Source organism: Bacillus sp. NTK034 (assembly GCF_017303275.1).
GTDB lineage: Bacteria > Bacillota > Bacilli > Bacillales > Cytobacillaceae > Cytobacillus.
This window is the reverse complement of the sequence record NZ_JAFKOJ010000007.1, coordinates 10684-30061: the sequence shown is the minus strand read 5'-3', so window position 1 is coordinate 30061 and position 19378 is coordinate 10684. Positions and strand designations below refer to the sequence as shown.

The 19378-nt window shown below is 36.2% G+C and carries 11 protein-coding genes; all 11 read left to right on the top strand.

All coding sequences use genetic code 11. From position 1 onward, the window contains the following. Nucleotide 1 precedes the first annotated feature (1 nt). The 11 genes from JI665_RS18820 to JI665_RS18770 all read left to right on the top strand — a co-directional run bounded on the left by JI665_RS18820 (nucleotide 2) and on the right by JI665_RS18770 (nucleotide 18948). Complete coding sequence (locus tag JI665_RS18820) at nucleotides 2–1531, top strand: ATPase, T2SS/T4P/T4SS family (RefSeq protein WP_035332132.1); 1530 nt, start codon at nucleotides 2–4, stop codon at nucleotides 1529–1531. Continuing rightward, nucleotides 1531–2475 (top strand): hypothetical protein, encoded by a 945-nt coding sequence (locus JI665_RS18815; protein ID WP_206842746.1) that lies wholly within the window; start codon nucleotides 1531–1533, stop codon nucleotides 2473–2475. Before JI665_RS18820 ends, JI665_RS18815 begins: the two co-directional genes overlap by 1 nt. Before the next feature lie 5 nt (nucleotides 2476–2480). Beyond that, nucleotides 2481–3374 (top strand): hypothetical protein, encoded by an 894-nt coding sequence (locus tag JI665_RS18810; protein ID WP_206842745.1) that lies wholly within the window; start codon nucleotides 2481–2483, stop codon nucleotides 3372–3374. A 93-nt stretch (nucleotides 3375–3467) separates the two neighbouring features. Then, entirely contained in the window at nucleotides 3468–3644 is a 177-nt protein-coding gene (locus JI665_RS18805; protein WP_160169273.1) for a hypothetical protein, read from the top strand. 69 nt (nucleotides 3645–3713) lie between these two features. After that, nucleotides 3714–4109: a hypothetical protein gene (locus tag JI665_RS18800; protein ID WP_035332138.1), complete on the top strand. Its 396-nt coding sequence runs from the start codon at nucleotides 3714–3716 to the stop codon at nucleotides 4107–4109. A gap of 12 nt (nucleotides 4110–4121) precedes the next feature. Next, complete coding sequence (locus JI665_RS18795; protein WP_206842742.1) at nucleotides 4122–4628, top strand: hypothetical protein; 507 nt, start codon at nucleotides 4122–4124, stop codon at nucleotides 4626–4628. A 258-nt stretch (nucleotides 4629–4886) separates the two neighbouring features. Next, nucleotides 4887–6302: an S-layer homology domain-containing protein gene (locus tag JI665_RS18790; protein WP_206842739.1), complete on the top strand. Its 1416-nt coding sequence runs from the start codon at nucleotides 4887–4889 to the stop codon at nucleotides 6300–6302. 12 nt (nucleotides 6303–6314) lie between these two features. Continuing rightward, nucleotides 6315–11342 carry a PKD domain-containing protein gene (locus tag JI665_RS18785; RefSeq protein ID WP_206842722.1) on the top strand — a complete coding sequence of 1676 codons (5028 nt, stop codon included), beginning with the start codon at nucleotides 6315–6317 and terminating at the stop codon, nucleotides 11340–11342. Nucleotides 11343–11819: 477 nt separating this feature from the next. Then, nucleotides 11820–12470, top strand: a complete 651-nt coding sequence (locus JI665_RS18780; protein ID WP_206842712.1) for a hypothetical protein — start codon at nucleotides 11820–11822, stop codon at nucleotides 12468–12470. A 386-nt stretch (nucleotides 12471–12856) separates the two neighbouring features. Beyond that, nucleotides 12857–13783, top strand: coding sequence for a hypothetical protein (locus JI665_RS18775; RefSeq protein WP_206842710.1), 927 nt, complete (start codon nucleotides 12857–12859; stop codon nucleotides 13781–13783). A 5-nt stretch (nucleotides 13784–13788) separates the two neighbouring features. Further along, on the top strand, nucleotides 13789–18948 hold the full coding sequence (locus tag JI665_RS18770) for a PKD domain-containing protein (protein WP_206842708.1): 5160 nt from the start codon (nucleotides 13789–13791) through the stop codon (nucleotides 18946–18948). Nucleotides 18949–19378 lie beyond the last annotated feature (430 nt).

The window sequence follows — 19378 nt, the reverse complement described above, 5'->3', positions numbered from 1 at the left end:
AATGAGTTTACTAGAGAAAGACTTAATCGAGAATAAGGTGGGCTTTAAGTTGGATCCTGTAACACCAGAGAGTCTGATATCAGAAATTAACAATGCAGCAAGTTTTGATGCAAGTGAGTTTGTAATTACCAATAAGAAGGAATCCATGAGTGATTCTTTTATCAATGCAAACTTCCCGACACTCTGTAGGTCGATACAAAGTTATATTCAGAGAATTGTAGAAGATATGTTAAAAAGTGAGATGACAGAAGATGGGGTGGAAATTCACCATGGTGCTATAAGTGGAAATCCTAACTCCATCCGGATCATTAAAGAACATATAGAAGAGTACCTAACCAACAATGGTTTGTTAAATTCAAATTTCCCTAATTACTATCCAGACTTAACAGAAGCGATTTTTCAAGAAGTGTTCGGGTGGGGGCCGCTAAGTGTGTGGCGAAACGATCCTGAGTCAGAAAAAGCAAAGGTTGTTGGCCAAAACATTTGGTTCATGAAAGAAGGGAAATGGGAGCTACAGCACTTTAAATTTAGAAGTATGACTCATATTTATGATCTTTTTGAAAGAATTAAGATGTTGAACCCTGAGAATAAGCTGGATAGGTTTCAAAACACAGAGTTAGAATCGGTAACGGAAGATGGAATCCGTGTATCTATAATGGTTCCTGGGAGAACGTATCAACCTGTCATTACATTGAGGAGACAGACGGTTACAAATTATAGTTTTGAGAAGCAAGCAGCACTTGGTACATTGCCAACAGAGGCAATCGAAGTCTTTAAGATTTTATCAATATTAAATCTAAATCAAATTATAGCGGGTCCACCAGGTACCGGAAAATCTACTTTCCTTTTAACAATGCTTTCGGAATCAAAAGATATGCATACAGCTTATATAGAGTCTAGATTTGAACATTTTCCTAATATTCTTTTTCCTAAGTCTCCTATTATACACATACAAGGTACACAAAGAGATATTGAAGGTGAACTTGAAAATACTGTTTTTCCTGCGCTGTTGCGACACGATATTGAACAGGTTATAGCAGCAGAGGTAAGAAGGGTAGAAGTGGAGTTATATGGTTCCGCAGGGGAGCGAGGAATCCAGAAACTTATGGGAACCTTCCATAGTAAGTTTCCAGAAAACATTCCCGGAATATTAGCAAGATTAAGTATTCAGCACAACCAATCGAATGGATTAAATTATTCAGATGAATATTTACGATTTGCAGAGAATCTTCATTTTTCCATTACGATGGAACAATTAGACGAAAAGAATAAGAAAGTTTCAGGCGTCCAATTTTATGAACTAAATGAAGAAACATGGGAAACGCAGATTGTGAGGATTATGGCATACGACCGTAAAGGAGATAGCTGGTCTTTTAATTCTAATATCCCTGAGAGAATTAAATCGATAGCGAAAATTTATCATGAAAGTGACGTTGAACGATTAGAAATATTGCTTAAAGAACTAGAAGAAAAATATCCAATGAAAGAAGAACTAAAAAGATCTATCGGATTGAAAGCGAGCAGATCCTAATGATTCAGTACATTGATTCGATTGTAAGGATATTTGGCTATTTAATAGGCTTCTCCGGTTTTGTTCTATTAATGTATTCTTTTGGATTTAATTTTAATTCAGTTAAATACAAATTGAGATCTAATAAGGAGACCAATAATAAACAAATTATACTACGATCCAATTTTATGCGTTGGTATGATCAATTGCTTAAAGCAACTATTAACTCATATAAAACCAACCATCTAAAACCATTAATCACCTTACAGGCAACTATTTTAGTTGGATTGTGTATTATTTATTGGCTAATTACAAGAAGCATGATATCTTCTTTTATTTTGCCATTTTCAGTAGTGTTTTTGTTTCCTATCACGATTTTGTATATACGCTTGTTAAATATTCGTCACTCTACTCAAGCTGTTATATCAGATACGATTATTCAACTATTACAAGCTTATACCAAACAGCATCATAACATCTTATTTGCCTTAAAGGATATTTACCCTAACTTAAATAAACAGACAAAGTTTATTGTAGGTATGCTCATTGTTCGACTAGAAAGCGGAATATCAACACGAAAAGAATCGATGCAAATCTTCTCTTATCAAATTGGAGGAGAGTGGGGCAGGAACTTATCTATAACCATCTTAAAAGGTCTAGAGGATGGTACAAATATCGCTGGGATCCTTGAAGACTTATCAAAGGATATTACAGAAATAGATAAGAAAATTGGGGAAGTCGAATCTGAAGGTATTGAGCTAATTCGATTAGGTTACTTACCGGTCATTGTTTTACCACTTATTATTGTTGGAATGCATTACATGGTGAGTCAAATGGGCGGGAATGCGTTTGAGTACATTTTTCAAACAGCAACCGGGCTAAAAACATTTACTTTTTCGGTCGTATTAACCTTAATCAGCTTTACCACATCCAAAGTCTTTCAACGACCTAAGAGAGGAGGATAATCTTTATGCCATTTCAATACTTGCATTACCTTATAACTGGTATGTTTATCTTTCTAATATACTCAACGATTGCAAAGTCTATTGGTTTAGATAAGGCAAGAAGTAAATTATCGCTTAGGAACTCATTAAGAAAAAGTCTTGCGAAAAATGGTTTTCTCTCTAAGTATTTTTACAACGAAAGAGCTGAAGTATCAATTACCTTTGTTGGCCTCAACAAGTTAAAGGTGAGCAGCGTTCACTATAACTTTTTTCGGCACATTTCTTTGTATGTGGCAGTTTGGTCATATTTTATCAGCTTATTTTTAGCTGCGGGTCAATTCTCGCTTGTGAATCTGTTAATGGTCTTAGGAGTCTTTCTCCTAACTTCGCCTTTGAAATTCAATTTAGTTTTTGATTATGTATTAAAGAATCTTGCTGCAAATCATAAGCGAAAGATGAATGCTGAAGTTTATTCTTTGTATGCTCAATTAAAAGCAGAATTCCAAACAAGACGAGTAGGAAATATATATGGCTTGCTGTTTGAATATAGAAGTTATTTCAAATCAATAAAACCAGCTTTAGAAGAACTTTTATATAAATGGAATGAGAGTCCTGACAAAGCTTGGGACTCCTTCTCAAAAAGGATAGGTACTGAGGAAGCAAAAACCTTATCTATCATCATGAAGGAAGTAGAGTACTCTTCCCAGGAAAGGTCATTAGCATTACTAGAGCAAAAGAGAGATCAGTTTGCTAATAGTAATTATAATGCGTACCGAAATTACCTGAAAAGCAGGGAAATGGTGCTGTATATCGTAATCTTCTCGACAGCATCTGGTGCAATAATCCTTAATATGGTGGTTATATTTATGCTGTTCTTTAAAGACATAATGGGAGCAGCCAACAATATTTTTCAAATGTAATACTAAAAAACTTGAAGGGAGTGTTGCTCGACTACATATTCTTTCTCAATAACAGTTTCATCAATAAAAATATTATTTCAGGAGGATTTTATAATGAAAGAACTTGGAGCAACTTTACTATTAACATTTTTCGTAATCACACTTGTCCTTACCGCTGTATTTGGAAATAATGGTTTGAAAACAGAAAATGAAAACCTGGTACAAAACTCTGTTAACCTACTAAAAGAAGCACAAACAAACACCAGCACAACACCGCCAACTTCCAATTAATTATTTTAAAAGTAAAAAAGGGATCTTTTATAAGTATCCCTTTTTTAATATCTAATAGGAGATAATACTATGAAACAATTAATTTCATTTACAATGCTATTCCCCATATTAGTCTTTTTTCTTTTACAGCCTATATTGAATTATATGGAGGAAACCAGAGGGAAAGCGGTTGAAATTACTGTCCAAAGAGCCACTGAAAAAGCTGCAATTGAGGGATATTATTCTCCAGAAACTCTACTGGAAATGAAGAAGAAGCTAAATAGCATCGGATACCAAGACAATGAAATTGACATAAATGCTACACAATCTGTAACCCTGAGAGGTGGATATGTAGAAGCAACAATAAAAGTGCCCAATAAATATTATTTTCTCTTATTTAAACCTTTATTCCTTTCAGACAAAGATTATAGTAGCGATTTATATCACGTTCGCTCAGCAACTCGTATGAGTGAATATATTAACTAAAGCTGGTGAAATATGAAGGCATTATACTTCTTAATTGGCATATGTTTTATAGCTTTTGGATTAACGATCTCGCAAATTAAGTACTTTATATTGGATACTACTTATGAAAAAGTCAATTATTCCTTAAAGCATGCTGTTCATGATGGTGCCTTACAGATTGATAATGAAAAGGTAGCGGATGGAATAATTGAATTCGATGAAGCTGTTGCATTAGATACAATACATTTAACATTAAGTAAAAACCTATTACTAAATCAAGATCTATCTCCAAAAGAAGGGTCATATATAACTGATCCTCTAAAAATTGTTGAGACAGTATATATAGACCACAATTTTATTGATTCAGATTCAGGTTTACCAGTTACTTTTCCATTTACCTATAAATACAGCAATCCTTTATTAAACATTGATATTGAAAGGCCTATTTTTGGGCCAAGCATTGTTTGTGTTATAGAGGCAAAAGTAAGATTTGATGATGAATATCAAAGGTATGTGACTATACAAGAGTATAAATACTAATAATAGAATTTTGTATGTAGATATTCCTGTGAGGTAGTTGGTATAATAGTAGATAATTACTAATTTACCAAATCTTACTCATGCGAGGAAGAGATATTATAAGTCTTCTTCAGTTCTGCATACATAAATGAGTAAATTAGGAACTATATGTTCAAAAGCGGAAGCACCGCAATAGGGGAATCCCTGATTGTTGGTGTTTTTTTCTTTTTCCAAAATCTTCATTATACTTAGATTATTAAACGAGAGGGAGTGCAAAAAATGAAAAAGTTAATTTTACCAATGGTTTTAAGCTCTAGTTTAACGGTTGCAGGAATAGTACCAATTCCTTTTAATGAACAGGTAGCTGTAGTAGAGGCAGCATCTTCATTTAAAGACCTGCCTAGTGATTACCATGCGTTAAAGCAAATTGACTACCTTGTATCAAAAGGGGTAATTTCTGGTTTTGAAGATGGTACCTTTAAGCCTAACCAGGTTGTAACAAGGGGACAATTTGCTGCCTTTGTTGCAAGGGCTTTGGATTTAAAAGCATCTAATATAACCTTTAAAGATGTCAAATCAGGTAATTCCTTATATACAGAAATCAATAAAGCGGCGACAGCTGGCATTATTAAAGGTTACAAGGATGGTACTTTTAGACCAGATCTACCTGTTAGCCGTTCTGATATTGCTGTGATGTTAGATCGTGCTTTGCAGTTAAAAGGAAATTATACAAAAACTGTTTCCTTACCTTATTCTGATGCTGGAAGTATTGGTGGTTATGCTATAGAGAGTGTAAAAAGGATGGCTGCATACGGCATTATGGGGTCAGCAGAGAACTCTAATAAATTTCAGCCAGCAACAAGTGGGACGCGCGTTGGAACAGTAGTTTCAATTTATAACATGTTGCAAACAATAGCATCTACAAAACCAGTAGAACCGCCACAAAAGAAAGATACAGAAATGACAGCTGCTGAACTTAAAGCAAAATATGGGGAGCAAAAATTTGCATTTCGTTCGAGAGGGGACGGGGAAATTTATCAAACAAGTTTTATCGATAGATATGTTTCATATTTTAATCAATCCTATAACACATTTAATGAATATTTAGATTCGGAGAAAGATGCTTCTTTAATGCAATACAGACTAGACTACCCTTACTCTGAAACAATTCATTACAATGGCAAAGCTTACAGATCATCAGAATTCTATATTGAAAACATAGATTTTGTTGATGATGAAATCCTTCCGGTTAATCCTGAGAAAACAGGTGATTTTTCTATAGATCTTCATTTAGCTAGTAACGATTTTGCCACTTATGTAAAAGATAATGTACTTATTAATCGATTAACTAATCTATCTTACTTTAAAAATAACAAAGCGTTTGTTGAGATAGAAACGATTTTAAAAGGTCAAGTTGATGTAAAAGTATCTTCTAATAAATTGATTGTAAAGGCAAAAAATACAGTTGAATTCACAGCTGGTTCAAAAAAGGTTTTTGTTAATGGGATATCACAAGAATTAAGTACTGCTGTTGAAATGAAGAATGGAAAATTCATGGTTCCTATAAGAGAATCTGCAAATCTTTTAGGCCTATTTACAAGAACTTATACGGGAGTAGATGTAAGAAAGAGAGAAGATATTACAAGAATTGAAATTGCCAATTTCCCTTTGCCTGAAGACTATAGAAAAAATTAGAGGTAGCTATTCATGAAGCTAATAATAGGTTCAAAAAAATTTCGCTTTATAGGGATATCTTTAGTCTTCCTTACCATGATAAATATTTCAGGTCATAGAAACTTGGCTGCTGAAACTGTGCCTCACTATCATGACGGTATGACGATATATCCTGAACCGAATAACCAAGAGATATACGAACCATCTCCTCGTTTTGACGGAGTAGTAATTCCTCCTCATTATAGGTATGAAGGAGTGTGGCCAGTATATACAAAAGAAAAGACTGATCCTGCATCATTCCAAGGAACTTACGTTGGAAATATGGGATTTCTTAGGCCGATTGATTTTAACCCAGGTGATGGATTATATGAAAATTACCACTTAGGACGTACATTTGCCCATAAAAGTACGTTGTATCGCTGGGGGAAGGTTTGGAATGGGAACCCAAGTTATGTAGAAAGAATGTCACAACCAGTATCCTTAAAGAGACTAAAGGATAATACATCTTTTAATCGTTATCACTCTGTAGAGATTGCTCGACATGCTGGGGCTGAGGTGGTAGCCAGAAAAGATTCTTCCGGAAATGATTATTTAGAAGTTTTTACAACTTCCTTTCCAGTGGGAAGTATAAGAGGTCCTTCTTCTGCAAAGTCAGGTGAAAAATTTAATGTTGAGATAAATGCAGAAGAATTTAATCCGTACTCTCAATTTATTAAATACGAAATTTATAAGGGAAACACACTACTTAAATCCGGTGTTGAGTTTAAGGATAAGATAACAAAGTTATATGAATCGATTTCAATCACAGAAACAGGGAAACATGTACTGACGCTAAAAGTAACAGATGGAATTGAAAGAACTACTACAGCAACTATGGCGGTAACTATTGCTGCTGGAGATGTGGAACTTCCACCCGAACCTGAAGAAAAGCCCAACCTTTCTCCAATTGCTGATGTAAACGTTGAACCTTCTTATTACTGGGTTGAAGAAGTACCATTCCAGGATAATAGTTATGATCCAGACGGTGAAATTATTTCTAGAGACTTAACAGTTGATGGACAGCATTCAACAAATCCAAAGAAATTTCCGAGAGTAACAGAAATTGAGGATCACACTGTAGAACTAATGGTAACGGATGATCAAGGAGCTTCAGATACAGATTCTGCAGACTTTAAGATTTTGCCGACAACACCAAAAGCAGAGTTTAGTATCACAGGTACAACTAAAGTAAATCGAAGAATATCATTAGATGGTACTCTTTCTAATAAAGTATCGCCTGTTCATGTCGCCCCAATTGATTATTCATTATCAAAATGGACAATAAAACCCTTAACGGAGGGAGTTGGGCAACAGGGAATCTTTATCCGAAATAGCAGTAACCCTTCAAAAAGGGATTTTTTAGTTAGAGAACCAGGTGAATATGAAATAACTTTAACTGTAACAAATAAATACGGAGAAACCTCAGAACCCACTACCAAAACTATTACTGTAGAACCTGACCGGCCGCCTCTTGCTCAATTTACTGTTGATGCAGGGAAGGCCATTCGGGATATAAACGGGGGAAAGAATGCTACTATAACACTAAAAGACAGTAGTACTTCTCCGGATGAAGACAAAATTAAACAACGAATCTATTATATAGATTTTGACAGTAATAATGATGGTTTCTTTGGAACTCCGCAGGATGAGCCAAAAAGAATAATCTCAAGCAAAAATGAAACAACCGTCCAATTTAAATCTAATAAAGTGGGTAATTACCGATTTAGTTTAGAAGTTGTAGAAGAATTTGGACAAGAAACTTTGCCTGAATTTATCCAGGATGAACATTATTTGAGGGACTCCTCCGGTATAATTGATAAATCAGGAGAGGTAGCAACTTATCAGCTACCAGATTACTTTAATTTACCGGAATATGATAAATCAGTCGAAATCATTAATGTAAATCCAGTTATTGATTTTGGAGTGCGAAGACAGAATAAAATTGATGTTGTCTTAAACTTTGGCGGAATGGATACAGCAACGCAGCAACACCAAACAGGTTCTAGACCTGGGGCGGGCGTTAACAACGGTGGTGGCGGTGGAACGTACGATCATAAATATTATACTTATGATGAAGCGGATAAGAACCGATTAACCTCGTACGCATCAACCCTTCAAGCAAATCTTTTAGCCAAAGGCATTGATGCAAGAGTAACGTTTAATAATGCTTATTATAAACAACCGGATACAGACGGTGTGGGTGTTCGAAACGTACCGGTCTGGGGCTGGAGAGATTATGGAAGCTACCAGTACAGCAGCTATTCAGGAACTTCTCCTTATAGTGGAGATTGGGAAGTCACTTCAAGTTCCTCTACACCAATTTATGAAGTAACCTGGTGTTATTTTGATAATAGACCTAATGGAGGAAAGGAACATTCACATGCCCCCCCATGTTCTGATCCAGGTAGTGAAATTCTATCTCAAACAGGAACAAGGTATACGGCATCATTACGAAAATACTTTCCTGACTATCGGTTTGAAATAGTCAGTTACCAAAATGAAGGGCTAAATTCTACCGAACAAGTGAATACTACTGATTTTACGGATTCATATGCCAGTCAAACATATAGAGCCGGTGCTCAAAATTTGTATCTTAGAATGGATAAAAGGCCGTGGGATTGGATAAGTAACACTTCGAAGGTAAATCTAGTTACCAATAAATCGAAAAGCAATAGTATCTTCTTCTGGAATATGGCTGTCGCAGGTAACCGAACCAATGCGGAAAGAGTAATTCAAGGAGGCATTGGTATTGGCCAGTTTTCGATTTATGATTCTCAATATCTCAATAAAAATGTAAAAGATGTTGAGAACTACATTATTAATAAATATTTTATGGAAGAGGATGGAGTCAATACAACAATTGTATTAGGTGACAAACTCGATTACACCGTAAATTATACTGACCACGAAAATGACCCGGAATTAAAAAGAGAATGGAAATATTCTCATGACCCAACAAAGATAAATGGAAGGGTCATAGACAATGCACCAGCAGGTCCAATACCTCAAAGCGGATTATATATCGATTCTCCGCTGCAGCTTACACAAGTAGGGACTTATCGGGTACAATTAAGAGCTCAAGATGACCCTATATATGATGGAGATGAACGCTTTTTCAATTACCGTAAATGGTCAGATGAAGAAGTACAAAGAGAATATATAATTAATGTTCATAGAAGGCCAATAGCAGATTTTACTTATAGTATTGACCCTGGAACATTAGATTTAAGTTTGGATCCATCAATTTCTTATGACTTGGATCATCAATTCAATCGTCCAGATAAAGGGATTGTGGAGCATAAATGGGTAAGTTATTCTGTTGACGGTAATACCTATAATGGTGCTCCTCCATCCAGATTGGCAATTAACAAGGATTATGACGTTACCCTTCAGGTTAAGGATATTGACGGAGCTTATGGCGTTGTCACAAAACGAATCAGCACACAAGGGTATAATATTAAGCCAGTTGCGCTGTTTGATGCTCCTGATATAGTAGTAGATACTATGGACCTGAATATTGTAGATAGGAGCTACGATCCAAACGGTGATCCATTAACTGATTATAAGATTACTGTTCGCAAGCAAGGTGAAACGACAATCCTTAGAAACGTAACAGAGTTTCCAAAGAGTTTCAAAGAAATGGGGTTAGGAGCTGGAAGCTATATTGTGAGTTTAACAGTTAGGGATATTCCTAAAATCCCACCGTCCTTAACATCGGATCCTTTTGAGAAGACAATAAAGGTTATTGAGAATAGACCACCAGTGTCTAATTTTAAGCTAACTCCCGCTCCACTATTGGTAAATGAATTGAATAATTACCAGGACCTTAGCAGTGACCCGGATGGTCATCCTTTAAAAAATTATTCCTGGACTATTGAAAAACTTGATGAGGAAAACAATGTTACTCAAACATGGAACACTGGAGTACCTCCTAGAGATTGGCGGGAATATGGAATAGGGACATTCCGAGTCACACAAACAGTATTTGATGATCCGCCTTATCCATTGCCTTCATTGAGCGGGACACATTCTGAGATTGTAGAAGTTGTAATGGGGCCACAGAGACCTTTTGCTTTATTCGACTACACTCCTAAGCCCGCAATCGAAGGGAATAATATTAAATTAGACCCTGATAAATCATTTGATCCGGATGGAACTGTTCAAGCATGGGAATGGACTATTAAAGCACCAAACGGCACAACTACGACTTCCAGCAGTCATTATCCGATGATAAACAATGCAGTGGTGGGCACTTATGAAGTTACTCTTCATGTACGAGATAATGACAATATACGTTCTAGAGTCCCTTCAATACAAGACAAAGTTGTACAGCCGAAGCCACCAAATTTACCGCCGGTTGCTGCATTCATTTGGGACCCATTTAAACCTTTCTTGGGTGAGTCTGTTCAACTAGACCCAGATGGTTCCTACGATTTAGATGGAGAAATAGTGGCATGGAAATGGACGATTAGAGCAGACAACGGTTCCATACAGACAAGCTCACAAAAAAAGCCTACCTTTATTGCCAGGACAGAGCGATACGATGTAACGCTTGAAGTAACTGATAATAATGGTTCAAAAGATGCTGTTACCGAGATAATTATGGTCGATATTGCTGCTTTGGATGCTTTAGTAACTCACACACCTGAGTGGAATAGGAAGTGGATGGATGAAGGTTTCCCTTCTGACGTAAATCTCTTCCATGCAGGAGAGAAGTTCATTATTAGATTAACCTCAACTCCAGCTCAACGTGTATGGGGAAGTGTTCATTTTGGAGGTGAAGTTGGAAAAGTAGATATTCCTTCCACCAAATTTAAGCTGATCAGTAAGGGTGAATTTGAATATATTTGGGAAGCGGAATTGTGGCGAGAGGATTTTATCTATATTGAAGAAGGTCAATACATGTTTGATTTTGGATCTATACATCCTGTTGACAATCCAAGAGTAGAAGCTGCTGCAAACTATTTAATCGAGATACAGGGTAATGTGTATTCAGAACTTAATTTCCACAGAAATCACTAGAGTCTATACAAAATTTATGTTATTTTTCAATAATATCCGGAATCTTATAATTTTCCGGAATTAAAATTCTCGAGACCCTTTAAGTAATTTTTTGAAGGGCCTCTTTATCTCGGAAGAGGCAGTTTTCAAATGGATCAAGAAGGAAATAAGGTAGCTGCTATTGTATGGTTGCCAATGCTTTGCTTCATTGAGGAGCAAAGCGTTTTTCTTTTTATGCTAACTTGAAAGGAAATTCTAAAATCAATTTTAGGACCGAATTTTTTATAATCTTACGAAATGGACTCTTATAATATCCATGATTTTTTCTAAATTTGTTCCTAACCTACAGGAAAGGTTGATCGGAACTCAACTTTTAGGTTTTTTTATTTGGAATATGTGAAGTTTCTTCTAATGACCGATAAATTTAAAAAGGATTGGATCCAACCTATCTAGAATGATTTGATTAATTATTAAAATAAATTAAGGGGAAGTATATTCATGGAAATTCCTACTTATATTAAATTTCTTCGAAAAGCAATTAATAATGTTAAAGAAGTTTATTTTGGAAATCAGGATTGGATCAATTCCATGCTGAATGCTCATGAAATTGAATCGAAAGATCCAAAGCGGGAAGAGTTAATACCTTATTTGAGTATGCATCATGAGAGAGTCTTTTGCTATGAGCTTTATCATCAACTTCGCAAAATTATGGAAGAAAACCAGTTGGATGAGAAGGTGATTTTGCAAGCTGAGCTCCGAAAAACTCAAGTAGGCAGTGAAATTGAACAATTATTCGGAATACAAAGCACCGAAGGAGTATATTATCCTGACTTCTTAATACATGAACCAGATACATTTGATAATCAGGACTTAATTATTGAAGTCAAAGCTAACCCAAAGCTGACTTATGAAGACATGATAAAGGATATATTGAAAATTGATCAATTCATTCACAGATATCAATACAAAAAAGGAATCTTTTTAGCAATAAATATTAACGAAGAAAGACGGGAGCAGCTTACAACAAATGATCATTTACTAAAATGTCTTAAAGAAAAAACTAAATGTAAAAATGAAATTCTACTTATGTTTAGAGAATCAGCTACGAAGTCGACCATCTCTATCAATCTAGCAAGGTTGTTACAATGAACAATTAGATAATTTAAAGTAAGTCAAACAGCATTTTTCATTTTAAGTTAGATTGTGAGCCCTATTTTGTAAATGAAGAATAGGGGATTTTCACAAAAAAGGTTAGATTTTCCTATCGGTTCTTGGTATAATTTAAAGTATTAATACATCTTTCCATTTTTATTCACGCGAGAGAGAACAATAGTAATATAATTGTAGTAAAACTTTGTGAGTAAAATTGGGAAACTATAATTTTGAAAAGCGGAAGCACCGCAATCAGAGGATTCTCTGCATTGTGGTGTTTTTTTCTTTTCTGTAATAATCCTTTATACTTAATTTAAAGGAAATGAAAGGAAGTGTTTAAACCTAATTTCCTATATCGCCCATATTTTAGGAGGTTGTTATTTGTGAAAAAAGTTGTTTTAGTAGGAGCGGTTACGGCAGCATTAAGTTTAGGAGCTGTTATGCCATTTGAAAACTCAGGTCTAGTAAACCCTAATAAGGTGGAAGCAAGTGCTCTTGCTACTCCGTTACCAGTAGATCTACCACTTGATTATGTTTCAGGTGTGGATGAATACGGATTAAACAAAAGCCAATATAAGATTGACTTAGGCAATCGAACAGGTACTTTAATACTTAAAATGTATATGACAGATAAGTATTCTAAAAGTGGCTCAGATACTTTATATGCAAATGTTGAACGAAAGAGGGCTTCAGGATTCTTTCTAATGGATTCTAATTCTGCTTTGGACCCAGGGAACGCTAAAGGCTTAGCGGCATTTGATCGTTATAGTGCTATTTATGATGAAAATCCTGAATTTCCTAGGCCTAAATATACTTCTGGTTTTCAAGATACGGGAGTTAATAAAAAAGGAGAACGTTTTATCGCATTAGGTATTCACCTTGATAAAGTAGTTAATAAAGGAGTCTACTACTTAGATACACCTAACATGGCAACAGGGTATTGGAAAGTTAAGGCTTACTTCTATGAAAATGTCAATGTGGAGCAGAAAGTCTTTAATGAAGTCAATCGTTATTTTCCACTTTTGGACAAGGTAAGATGGGGTGTTGCTGAATTAAAACATAACCAAATTGGCCGTTTAACCATGTTAAAAGATACTCCACTTTTAAAGGAAACGGATGGTAAGTTCAACGTGGCTCGGACTTTGAAGATGGGCGAGCAGTATCGTATTTATGGTTATAAAGAAATTAGCGGCAAAGGATATTATGCAGTAGGCGGCGGACACTTTGTTGAGATGAATCCTAAATTTGCTAAGTATGAAACACCTGCAAAAAATAAAATGCGACTAGTGAAAATATTACATGAGGAGTAATACGAATGTTCAAGTATAGAAGATATCGTATAATAGGTATTTTTGGCTTATTATTCATATTTCTATTAAACTCTTTTACTCTCATCGGAAATGCTACAGATCCACCAATGAGTAAAATCGGGACAGCAGCCAAGTCTTATCCACATCTTAATGATGATGAAGCTGGTTGGTATAAAACATCTATAAATGGATACTTTGTTCGTTCAGACACGAACCAGTTAAGAGCTAATTGGCAATCTAACCGTGCATCTGGTGTGGATTTAGGTGGTATTGGGTACGACTCACCAACAGGATATACTCCACCTAAAGGGAAGATCATTCACTCAATCCTACGTTATCCTGTTTACGAAATGCGAACCTATGATGTACAAAAAGAAAAGTCAGGCTGTGATGGAGGACTGCCGACTGAAGATCGATGTAATCCATTTTATTTTAGTGGCGTTGCTGGTGAGGATAACAGGTGGGCTAAAGAAGGGAATATAGAGAAAAAAGAGCATTGGAAATATTATGATGATGCTTTTCGTGATAATGATGTTCTAGGTATTCCAAATATGCACTACTATCGATTTCGTACAGCTAAACTTCGTGTACAGGGTGACGACGGTCTAGGGCATGGGGGCACTCCTTGGTATAAATATGACTTTAAAATCATGGATGATCCAAATGCAAGAGGTCTTAGGATTGAGCCTCCAACACAAACCATTAAAGTGGGAGAAACAGCTACTTATAAAGCTATATATAGTGCGCTTGATGGGAAAGAATACGATAAGACGCTGGACAAGCTAAGTACCTGGTCTATTTCTGATACTTCATTGGCATCTACCTCTTCCAAAGGGAAGTTTGTAGGTAAAAAAGTGGGCACATCAACAGTCAAAGTGGATTATGGAAGCTTATCTGCAACAGCAACCCTTAAAGTTGTTGCAGCCGATCCTCCAGTGGAACCTGAGGAACCAAAAGAAAATCTTCCTCCGCTTGCAAATTTATTTGTGGAGCCAGAATATTACTGGCCGGAAACAGTAACTTTTCAAGATAACAGTACGGATCCAGATGGTGAGATTGTTTCAAGAGAGTTAACAGTAGACGGCTCGCCTTCAAATTTTTCAAGGAATTTTCCACGTGTTACAGCTGAAGAAACTCATGATGCTGCTTTGAAGGTTACGGATGATGCTGGGGCTTCTGACACTGATGCCAGGTCGTTTAAGATATTACCAACAACTCCAACTGCTATGTTAGAAATTAATGGGACCTTAAAAGAAAACCGAAAAGTTTCTTTTAATGCTCATGGTTCTGACAAAGCAACTAAGGCGATTAGAGTAGCACCAATAAACTATAATCTTACTACTTGGGATTTTAAACCCGTCACTCCTGGAATCACACAGGGGGATTTTAAAATTGAGCACACTTCCGATGGTGGTATAAAAGATGTTTTATTTAAAAAAGCAGGTGAGTATGAGGTTACGATAACGGTAACCAATAAGTATTCAGAAGTCAGCGAGCCTTACACTACAAAGATTACTATCATGCCCGATGAGAAGCCGATAGCTAAGTTTACGGTTGATCAAAAGGTTGCACTTAGAGATGGTACAACCAAAAAGGCAACTATAGAATTAAAAGATTTTAGTAATTCTATAGACGATGACTTTATTAAACAGAGAATTTGGTATGTGGAATATGACACCAATAATGATGGACTTTTTGGAACAGCGATGGATACCTCTCGTCAGGTTATATCAAGTGGAAATGAAACAACTGTTTATTACGAAACTGATCGAGTAGGTCATTATCGTTTTAGCTTAGAAGTTGTAGAAGGATTTGGACAGCCAACCATTCAGAGGTTTATTACCGATGGTGATTATCGTAGGGATGTTACCGAAAAAGTTGATAGCGGCGATCGAGTTTCAGAATACACAAAGCTAACCAACTTTAACATAATCGACAAAGATAAAGCAGTGGAAGTATCAAATACTCCTCCGGTTGTTGATTTCGGAATGCAGACACATCGTAAGGTTGACCTTGTATTAGATATTGGTGGTTTGACAAAAGCAAGTCAGCAGCATATGACAGGAAATCGTCCTGGTGGAACATCGAATAATGATGGTGGTGGTTATTATGACCATAAGTATTATACCTATGACTATTCGGAAAGAAATGAGATTGCAAGTCTTGCTGCCAGTCTAGAAACAGATCTGAAGACCAAGGGAATTGATGCCAGAGTGGTAATAGATAATGATTTTTACCACTTATACGACAATGATGGAACATGTATTAAAAGCATTCCACAGTGGGGTTGGTCGACCTATTACCGAACTATCCAAACTACAGCATCGAATACCGTTTCAAATTACTCTTCTTCACCACCTGGAGGCTCCTATAGTCCGCCACCGGGTTATACGATTACAAATACTGTCCATACCGGTTCTTATCAAAATACAAGCAATTATACGGTTGTAGGAAGCGGGTCATTCTCGAGTGCAGCAGAAGCTGATGCTTATCCAGTTGGACGTGATAGCCGAATTTGCAGCTGGAATGCTGATAATACAGTATATAGCTGTACGTTTATTCGTTATCAATGGGTTCACTCCTACACATATTATTTAGAAAAACAAGAGCCTTATCAGGTGTGGGAAGTTCAATACTATTACAACCAAGGTTGTAATTCCACAGAACAAACGGATCCAACGAGAATGAAAGACAACTTTGTTTCACAAACCTATCGAGATAATGCGGATGTAGTTTATTCTCGGTTTGATAATCAAAGTTGGACATGGGTGAATGATACGAGTCAGGTAAATCCAATTGTGAGTAAAATGAGGCAGGATAATCCTTTCTTCTGGCACTTTGCCTATAATTCAAATCGTGCCAATTTTGATCGGTTTACCACAACTGCTGCAACATTAGGTAAGTTCTCGCTATATGATTTCCTCTATAAAGGGAGAAATGTACAGGATATTAAGGATTACATTATCGGGCAGTATTTAGTTACAAACCCTGGTGAGAATCATACAATCCTTTTAGGTGAAGAAATTGATTATAGCGTCACATATGAAGATTTTGAGAATGATCCTGAGCTAGCAAGAGAGTGGAAATTTTCTCATGATCCTACAAAGGTAAATGGCAGAACGATTGATAACCAACATTCTAAAATTGCACAAAGTGATTTTTGGGTAAGTGCTCCACTTCAATTGAAAGCGGTCGGTACCTATAAAATTCAACTAAGGTCCAAGGACAACCCGGTGCATTTTGGTGATAATCGCTTTAATAATTATCAAAAATGGTCGGATGAGGAAATCGTTAGAGAATATACGGTAAATGTTCACCGGCGCCCAATTGCTGACTTTACTTTTAAAATTGATGTGGCTGATAACTACAGGTTGGATTTAGATCCCAAGCTTTCATACGACCCTGAACATCAGTTTAATCGAGATGATAAAGGTATTGTAGAGTACGAATGGACGTCTTATATGGTGGATGGAGTGAAGTACAATGGTGCTCCACCTAGCAATTTGCAAGTAAATAAGATATATGATGTAACGCTCCAAGTAAAAGATATTGATGGGGCATATGGCAGCACAACCAAGCGGATAAGCACTATGGGCATGAACCAAAAACCAATTGCTTTGTTTGATGCACCGGATGTAGTTTATCGAAGCCAGCCTTTAAATATCGTTGATAGAAGTTATGACCCGGATGGGGACCCATTAACGAACTATCAATTTACTATTCGTAAACAAGGTTCTTCAACCATTCTAAAAACATTATCAACTTTCCCGAAAAGTTTCGCTGAGTTGGGATTAGGAGAAGGCACCTATACAATGGGATTAACCGTTGATGATATTCCGAAAACTGGTCCTAGCTTGCGCTCGGATTTGTATGAGCGGAATATTAAAGTCATCTTAGACAATAATCCGCCTACTTCTGTCTTTTCACTTACACCAAATCCAATTCAGTTGGGGTTAAACCAGGAAGCTACGTATAAAGATTCTAGCTATGACATCGATGGGCACCCATTGATAAATTATTCTTGGAAGATTAACAAAGTTGATGAGGATGGAAATATTATAAATAGCTGGGAAACTGGGGTGCCACCTACAGATTTTAGTCAATATGGTGTTGGCACATATGACGTGTATCAGACAGTATTTGATGATCCTCCAGCTCCTTTACCATCCCTTTCGGATACAAGCATGGTAAGAATTGAAGTGATCATTGGAAAACAAAAACCTTTTGCTTTAATCGATTGGTCACCGAAAATGCCAGTAGAAGGAGATACTATTACACTCGACCCTTCAAAATCATTTGACTTGGATGGTACAGTAGAGAAATGGGAGTGGGAAATTACAAATCCTGCTGGCCAAAAAACTACCTCTAGCGCTAAGAATCCAATAATCACGAATGCAGTTAAAGGTGATTATAAGGCTCAGCTTCATGTGTATGACAATGATAACTTGAGAAGTGAAGTACCTGCTGTCCAGGTTATTACTGTTAAGGAGAAGCCGCCAAATGAAATCCCAGTAGCATCATTTACATGGAGTCCTTTACAGTTAACCTATGGAGATACTGTCAAATTTAATCCTGACAACAGTTACGATCCCGATGGAGAGGTTGTAGCATGGAATTGGACATTTGAGGATTTAAGCGGAAATGTAACATCAAGTACGCAGCAATACCCAGAGTTTCCAACTAACTCATTTAGAAACAAAGTTTCTTTGGTTGTTACTGATAATGAAGGGGCTAAATCAGAGATTGTTACACAGTATGTTTTTGTGAATCCTGTTTTAGAGCCGCTTGTTTATCACACTCCTGAGTGGGAAGAAATACGGATTAAAAATAATCGACCATTCAAGCTCTTTTATGCTGGTGAGAAATTCTTAATTCGTCTCACTACATCTCCTGCAGAGTCGGTGTCTGGAACTGTTGATTTTGGAGGTTCTATCGGCCCTGTTGAAATTCCAACTTCTTTATTTACAAAAGTTAATGGAGTTGGAACTATATGGGAAGCGGAGTTGTGGCGAGAAGACTTTGCATACATTCCGGAGGGGCAATATTACTTTGAATTTAAGTCCGTTCATGATGCTGGTTCAGAGAAGGTTTTCGCTGAAGGCCTATATGATGTGACAATAGATTCAAATATTTATGAAGCCCTTAATTTTCATAGAAACCAATAAGGGTTAGCACAAGATGTTATTTTTTCTTTAATAGCCGGAATTTGTTCTTAATTTTCCGGAATTATTTTCTTAATTTAGCGGAATAAAAATTTTAGGGCCCTTCAATTTTTTGAAGGGCCTCATTAATAGAATATGTGAATTTCTGTATTTATACTAACGCGGTAATTTAGTTTAATAAGAATTTAGGCTTTAATGAATTTATTGATGTTTATATGTTACATCTTCAAATCACTAATTCATACAAAGGGTGATGAATGTTGAATTATGAGCAACTACTTAAACTTAATGCGGTTTGCTTTTTAATTGCTGGAATAGTTTTTTTGATTTTTGTAGTTTTAGGTATCAATAGGACTCTCTTTTTCATTTTAAGTGTCCCGGTTATCGTTAATTCAATTATATTTATTACATTAATTAAACGTAGAATTACAGA

What these genes read in the sequence shown, in the direction of transcription:
- JI665_RS18810 (WP_206842745.1), top strand. Translation starts at nt 2,481, where the DNA reads ATGCCATTTCAATACTTGCATTACCTTATAACTGGTATGTTTATCTTT.
- JI665_RS18790 (WP_206842739.1), top strand. Translation starts at nt 4,887, where the DNA reads ATGAAAAAGTTAATTTTACCAATGGTTTTAAGCTCTAGTTTAACGGTT.
- JI665_RS18820 (WP_035332132.1), top strand. Translation starts at nt 2, where the DNA reads ATGAGTTTACTAGAGAAAGACTTAATCGAGAATAAGGTGGGCTTTAAG.
- JI665_RS18815 (WP_206842746.1), top strand. Translation starts at nt 1,531, where the DNA reads ATGATTCAGTACATTGATTCGATTGTAAGGATATTTGGCTATTTAATA.
- JI665_RS18800 (WP_035332138.1), top strand. Translation starts at nt 3,714, where the DNA reads ATGAAACAATTAATTTCATTTACAATGCTATTCCCCATATTAGTCTTT.
- JI665_RS18805 (WP_160169273.1), top strand. Translation starts at nt 3,468, where the DNA reads ATGAAAGAACTTGGAGCAACTTTACTATTAACATTTTTCGTAATCACA.
- JI665_RS18770 (WP_206842708.1), top strand. Translation starts at nt 13,789, where the DNA reads ATGTTCAAGTATAGAAGATATCGTATAATAGGTATTTTTGGCTTATTA.
- JI665_RS18795 (WP_206842742.1), top strand. Translation starts at nt 4,122, where the DNA reads ATGAAGGCATTATACTTCTTAATTGGCATATGTTTTATAGCTTTTGGA.
- JI665_RS18785 (WP_206842722.1), top strand. Translation starts at nt 6,315, where the DNA reads ATGAAGCTAATAATAGGTTCAAAAAAATTTCGCTTTATAGGGATATCT.
- JI665_RS18780 (WP_206842712.1), top strand. Translation starts at nt 11,820, where the DNA reads ATGGAAATTCCTACTTATATTAAATTTCTTCGAAAAGCAATTAATAAT.